This is a genomic window from Rhodopirellula maiorica SM1 (genome assembly GCF_000346295.1).
GTDB classification, from domain to species: domain Bacteria; phylum Planctomycetota; class Planctomycetia; order Pirellulales; family Pirellulaceae; genus Novipirellula; species Novipirellula maiorica.
This window is the reverse complement of sequence record NZ_ANOG01000293.1, coordinates 1-6,432: the sequence shown is the minus strand read 5'-3', so window position 1 is coordinate 6,432 and position 6,432 is coordinate 1. Positions and strand designations below refer to the sequence as shown.

6 protein-coding genes are annotated in these 6,432 nt (G+C 53.6%); 3 read left to right on the top strand and 3 right to left on the bottom strand.

Annotation, left to right across the window (positions count from 1 at the left end; all coding sequences use genetic code 11):
- Window positions 1-154: 154 nt before the first annotated feature.
- Window positions 155-1,180, bottom strand: a complete 1,026-nt coding sequence (locus tag RMSM_RS09635) for an AAA family ATPase (RefSeq protein WP_008694794.1) — start codon at window positions 1,178-1,180, stop codon at window positions 155-157.
- 190 nt (window positions 1,181-1,370) lie between these two features.
- Window positions 1,371-2,744 (bottom strand): redoxin domain-containing protein, encoded by a 1,374-nt coding sequence (locus tag RMSM_RS36640; protein WP_008694792.1) that lies wholly within the window; start codon window positions 2,742-2,744, stop codon window positions 1,371-1,373.
- 408 nt (window positions 2,745-3,152) lie between these two features.
- Here RMSM_RS36640 and RMSM_RS09625 point away from each other — a divergent pair, with 408 nt between their 5' ends.
- Together RMSM_RS09625 and RMSM_RS09620 are read left to right on the top strand one after the other, a co-directional pair.
- Window positions 3,153-3,713, top strand: a complete 561-nt coding sequence (locus RMSM_RS09625; protein WP_040765009.1) for an imm11 family protein — start codon at window positions 3,153-3,155, stop codon at window positions 3,711-3,713.
- Between the two features lie 20 nt (window positions 3,714-3,733).
- Window positions 3,734-4,456, top strand: a complete 723-nt coding sequence (locus RMSM_RS09620) for a hypothetical protein (RefSeq protein WP_008694789.1) — start codon at window positions 3,734-3,736, stop codon at window positions 4,454-4,456.
- Between the two features lie 218 nt (window positions 4,457-4,674).
- Here the strand turns inward: RMSM_RS09620 and RMSM_RS43760 are convergent, their stop codons facing one another.
- A complete protein-coding gene (locus RMSM_RS43760; protein WP_390172826.1) occupies window positions 4,675-4,968 on the bottom strand; it encodes a hypothetical protein in 294 nt (97 codons plus the stop codon).
- A 363-nt stretch (window positions 4,969-5,331) separates the two neighbouring features.
- On the opposite strand from RMSM_RS43760, the gene RMSM_RS09615 reads away from it, so the two are divergent.
- Window positions 5,332-6,432 (top strand): dockerin type I domain-containing protein (locus RMSM_RS09615; RefSeq protein ID WP_008694787.1); only part of this gene is annotated, 1,101 nt, incomplete at its 3' end.

Here is a 6,432-nt window from a genome sequence, read left to right as displayed (position 1 = left end):
GGTTCCGAAGGCGATATCGTCGGCGATGCGGCGGACCACGAGCTCGAAGTTCGCCCGCGACAGGATGTCAGGGCGAGGCAGCGTTTCGGCGGGATGCGTGGCGTGATTCATGCGTTCATAAAGATCGACGTTGCTAAACAATTACCAATACAAACTACAGCATTTCGTTCAGCAAACGTTCCAGCATGGATTGCGGGGTCAGCCCGTCGGCAAGCGCTTCGTAACTCAATCGCACGCGGTGCAGGATCACGTCTTCGGCCAGTGTAAACAGGTCTTCCGGCACCACGTAATCGCGACCATAGATAAACGCTCGGGCGCGAGCGGCCTGTACCAGACTCAGCACCGCACGCGGGCTGCATCCCAGCACCAAGTCTTGGTGGCCTCGCGTGGCATTGACTAGTTTCACGCAGTCATGGATGAAGACTTCGCTGACGTGTACGGCTTGGACCTGCGTCATGGCTTCGGTCAAGTCTTTGACGCTCAGCTTGTGTTCGTCTTCGATGGCGTCAAACATCGATTGCGGCACCGCCCCGTCGCCTTGCCGCTGCAGTTTTAACTTCAACGCCCGCCGCACCACTTCGGTTTCTTCCACCGGCGTGGGGTACCGCAGGCGGTGGCACATCATAAACCGGTCCAGTTGCGCTTCGGGCAGTTCAAACGTACCGGCTTGCTCGACCGGGTTCTGGGTGGCGATCACCAGGAACGGCGCGGGCAGCGTGTGGGTTTCGTCGCCGATCGAAACTTTGCGTTCCTGCATCGCTTCCAACAGTGCCGATTGCACTTTGGGTGAAGCGCGGTTGATTTCGTCGGCCAACAACAGGTTGGTGAACACCGGGCCTTTGTGGATGTGAAACTGGCCCGATTTTTGGTCTAGAATTTCCGAGCCCAGGATGTCCGAGGGCAGCAAGTCGATGGTGAATTGGACGCGTTTGAATTGCAAGTCGATGGCTTTGCCTACCGATTGCACTAGTAGCGTTTTGGCGATCCCGGGGACGCCTTCGAGCAGCAGGTGGCCGCCGGTCAACAATGCGATTAATACTCGCTCGACAACTTCCGTTTGCCCGACAACGGTCTTGCTAACCTGTTCGATGACCGATTTGGCAAACGCGGCGGAGGGGGGGAAACCTTCGGCGGACAGGGCGTCCGTGGCTGGCGGAGGGGTAACAACAGTTTCGGTCATGACGCCGTCGATCGATAGTGGTGAGAGAGGCTGCGGTGGTGATTACGGAGCACGATGGAGCGGGTTCATCTTAATCGCCGCCTCATTTCGCTAGGTGGATTGTTTTCGCGGTTCGATGGTTTTGCGGGAAGATTGTCCGTCGCCGACGTCGCCTGGCCTTGGCGACGAAAAATGCTTCCCACGTCCGAGATTATTCGGCGCGTTCGGCCAACAAGACGTTCAGCGCGTCGTCCAACTGCTGCAGTTTCAGCCCCGTGGCTCGGATGCGACCGTTGCGATCGACGACCACCGTGACGGGTGCGATGCGGACATGGTAGGCTTGTGCGGTGCGGCCGGCTTCGCGAGGTGGGACTGACGAGCCGCCGTTGGGCTGGGCCGCCGCGTCTTCGTCACGGGCGGGTTGGGGGGCTGCATCGAGCGCCATCGGGATGCTCAGATCGATTTCTGCTGCAAAGGCTCGCGTCGATTGCCAATCGCTCTGTCGATCGCAGACGACGGCAAAGGCAACGCCTTGCGGAGCGTACTTGGCGGCCGTTTCATTGAATGTTTGCAGTTGCTGCTGCGTGAGCTTCAGCCCAGGCCGTGTGAAATGCAGCACACGCACGACGCCGTCCAAGTCGGCTTCCTGCAGCCCCTCGGGTGCCTCCGCTGCGCCCCCTTCTTCATTGACGGGCGTCTCGTTGACAGATTCCGCCTCCTCTTGTTCCTCACCCTCTTGTTCGCCGTCTTTCGGTTTGCCGTCCTTCGGTTCGCCGTCCTTCGGTTGGGGCGCATCGTCGGCATCGATCTCATCACCGGGGCTCCACCAAGCAGTCGCCTGGATTGGCGGAGCGGGCTGACCATGTTGTTCCTGCCAAGACCGCATCCATTCCGCACCGCTGTAAAACCAGTCACGTTGGAACGAGACCAGCTGGCTGCCTTGGCCGCCGGAGCCGGACTCTTCGATCAACTGTTTGACGATCGTTTTGACGTGGCTGGGTTTGACGCCGGCAGCCCGTACGAGGCCGTTGCGGTCGATGATGATGTAGGTGGGAAAGGCGTTGATGCCGTAGGCTTTGGCGGTTTCTCCGGTGTCCAGCACGACTGGATAATTGATCTCACGGTCTTCGACCATTTGCGGAGCTTTGTCCCAGCCGGAGGTCTCTGAATGCATACCGATAAAGACCAGTTCGTCCGGGTAGGCATCAACTAGCTCGATATTTTTTGGAATCGAGGCCACACAGGGACCACACCAAGTGGCCCAGAAATCCAGCACCACCACTTTGCCGCGGCAATCGTCCAGCGTGGTCGATTCGCCGATCCAGGTATCGGTCGACAGCTCGATCGCCGGGCCGCCTTCCAAATTCGTCCGCACAGCTCCCTCGGGATCGAAGTACCACTCGTCAGAGAACTCCGACTCGGCGGCAAGCATCGGTGACGTCAAGATGACCATTAACCCCGCCGCAACGGCGGCGGGTGTTACAATCCGATTGACGCCCCACTGGGTAACTCGCCCAAGCAGGTTCGCTGCGTTTGGCAGAAGACTCAGGCCAAAGCAGGCTTGGGTTCGGAAACGAGTGCTCATATTGATTTCGCCGACGGGAAAGGGGCTAGAGAGCTGCTCTGATGACTATAAACCCATCGGTCATCGATGGCAAACAACCGACATGAGCTTGCCGCAACCCGTTCTTAGCCGCTTAGACATCGTCGGAACAATAAGTGACGGGTTTTTCCGTAGCGGAAGTCGTGCGTGACTTTCGCTTTCCAGGCTCCCCGAAACTCTTGACGAGTTCCGCTATGAAATGCTTCACAACGTTACGCTTAGACATCGGAGACGGAGCATGTTGTGAAGCGGATGTTGCTAAATTGAGCGAAGGCGAGCGCCTTGAAATATGCTGTGTTCCTTCGAAACCTTCGTTATTGATTTGGTTTCTGAACAACCTCGACTCAATAGCCAACACTCTTCATATCGCTGGCCGGCTAGGAGAGACTTATGCCTCTGATTTGGACACCCGAGTACAACGACGCGAACTATCCAAGTATTTCGATCGTGAGCGTCGAGTCGATTGTGGGCATACCTCTTTCCTCCGGGAATTCGCTGTCTGGGAAATTCCCTGACAGTTTGTCTCTTGCTCAAGACAACAGCATTCCCCCTACAGACTTCTATTTTGCGGGAGCAATGCCGGTCATTTCAAGGCGTCTCAGAGACTTCCTAACGCAACTTGAGTGTAAATTTGAATCGTTTGAACTTGAAACCAGCCAATTGGTTGGAGATGAAAGCTTTTATTTCGTGAATCTACTCGAGTCGCTTGATTGCTTTGATCGGCAAAGCTCAATGTTTGTCGAACGCGGAGGATTCGCTACGAGTATTTCAAAACTACGACTGGCCAACATCGACCACAAAATTGAACCTCCGGTATATCGCATTTCTAAGACGATTCCAGCCCTGACCGCGGTATCAGACGTTTCTTCAACTTCGATTATCGAGCAGGGCTTTACTGGCTTCTCTCTTGTAAAACCAGAAAACTGGAGAAACCCAGCTTTAATTACGTAGATGACCGACGGACTTTAGTAATGAAGACTTTAGAGACAATTAAACTTCAGCCAACATCGATGCTGGAACTGCTCACTATTGACGATGACGATCTCTCGCAGTTACGTGCCGCCACGTCACTTGACTTTGCGAAACAAGGCAACGCAATTATTGCAACTGCGGACTATCGTCCTGACAATGTTGACGCTGTGCTTCAGTACGTTGAAACGAATTTGCAGGACATCGAGGTACGACACTCGGTTTGGTCCCGTTTTAGTGAGGAGGATTACAAGCAAGCACCCTTGTGGGTTCTCCGGTTTCCCGAGGTTTGGATTGACGACATTGATTTCCGCCATCAATGCGAAGAGTGTACGCGGCCTGCGGTATCAGTAGATCCACTGGTGAGGGTGGAATCGATTCCCGGCGTAACACATTCGGCGCTCTCCATCAATGGACAGCTTTCAGTTTTTCGCACTGATGTCTGCGAAGCGTTAGAAAGCAAGGTTTCCGGCTGCAAGTTCTCACCATTCGACCGTAATGAGAATTACCAATATCTCTTACCACAAGCTCGGCTGACTCCGCTAATTGTTCGCGAGAGCGAGTCGATAGGCCTCGGTGATCGCTGCAGTGTTTGTCACCTACCGACATTCAGTTCTTTTTTGGGCCACTTCGTTTTCCAGCAAGTTCCTGGGATGGCTCTGACATTGCGTATGCAGAGTTCCATGACGATTGCGTTTTCAGTCCTAGGGCAACGCAACTGCTGAAAACTCTTGAACCAAAAATTGCACACGATGGGATCGTACTATTTGAGTAGCGAAATTCCTGGCCCAAACACCGAAGCGTCTGGTGGAATCGTTGCGAACACAACTTTCGCTAATAGCGTCAGTCGTCTCCAAACTCATTGCCAGCAAGCTCGCGAGCACGAGAGAAACCAAGGGGAGAAATATCGGGGGGGACAGCACATCTTGCGGAGCGTATTTTGCTAGCTTGAGTGAAGTCGCCCCGCGAAAACATACTGTGTCTCTTCAAGGTTTCTCCCATCCAGGTTTCTTGTTAAGGCCTTCTGGGGCGAAAAATGCAGCGGCGTGCTTCCCTTGTTACCGGTAGCATTTGGATTGGCCCTGTTTTCAAGTAACAGACGAGCCATAAATCCAAGTTCATGCAATGCAATCAATTGTAGCGGCGTGCGCTCGCAATGGCCTAAAGTGCTTGAATGGCCCCCATCAAGAAACAACACTGGAAAACTGATATCTCCGGTCCGTGCCGCGAAATGCATGAGTCGTCTCTCATTGTTTCCTATTGCCTAATTGGGATTTACTCCGTTGCAGAGGAGTTTCCGGAACATGATGAACACCACGTGTCACAGGGCAACTTCCAACATACTTCGACAGTGGCAACCGATTGCCACAACTGTTGTACCACGCCCAACTGCCTTATTGAAAACGGATAAACAGCCATATCGGAATGTGCATACGAGCTGAGAATCTGGCAGCATTTGCGTTAAGAATGCCACGAATCACAGTAATACTCAAGTTTTTCAAGCAACCCCCAAACAGCCACTGAATCACCCGCCCGCATTGGGTACAATTACAAATGCATGAACCGACCAATTTTGGCGTCTTATTTGGATCGCGGTAACATGAAACTCAGCAAGAAACGTTTTCGCAAGGATGGCAGAAAACGCCTTAGTCGTGTTGAAAAACTCGAAGACCGCTACTTACTGATGGCTGACTGGCGGAGCCCGGCGAATCCATTCGATGTGAACCAAGACATTACAGTTACAGCACTCGATGCACTGGTGGTTATTAACTTTCTAGGGCGCATAGGTTCAAACTCAGCACTTGGCCCAAGACCTGAGTCATCTGACGAACCTTTCGTCGATGTGAACGGTGACGGATCAGCAACTGCCCTGGACGCGCTTGACGTCATCAATCTGATTAATCGCCACGGAACCGGAAAGGGATTCGCGATTTCAGAATCAGGATTCGATTCTTCGCGTTCATTTTCTATCACGTCAGGGCAGCTAACTGGGCAGCGAAATTTTCGTTTCCGTATCGATACTGCCTTTGATCGAACTGATACCGAAACCAACATCGGCGACTTGGTCAACATCTATCTTGTGTCACAAGGCGACCCGACAACGACCCGCGTAGATCGCGGAAGTGGCACTGCCATCGCAAGTTTCCACGAGGATGGAACGTTCGAATCTGCGTTAGGACTGGTCAGCGTGTCGAACGATACGTATGACATCGACCTTTCAAGTGTCACCGATACTGACACGATTGAACTGGTGATCCAGTATCTCAATCAAGACGTCGACGGTAACGGGGCCGCGAGGATCATTCCACTTTCCAATCAGGTCAAGCCGAATCATTCGCCTCGCTCTTTCTTTGCCACATCAGCAACGAACGCTCAACCCAGCCCGGCGGTCGATTTGTCCACGCTCAGTGAAGCGACAGACGCGGAAACGCACTTTGAGAACATTCGATTCAGTCGCGAGACTGGAAAGTACAAAGCAGACTTGTTCGTAAGTTCGACTGCTTCACTGGGCCGACAGACTGTCGTAGTGTTTCCTGGTTTAGCTGACGGCGTTCAATTGATTACAGCCTCTGGCGTATCTTCTACACAGGGGCCTTACGTCAATCTGGCCGAAGCATTGGGCAGCGGCGGCATCGTCGCGGGCGAGGAATCCGCTCGAACCGCACTTGAATTCCAATTGCCAGCAGGAGTTACGTTTCAG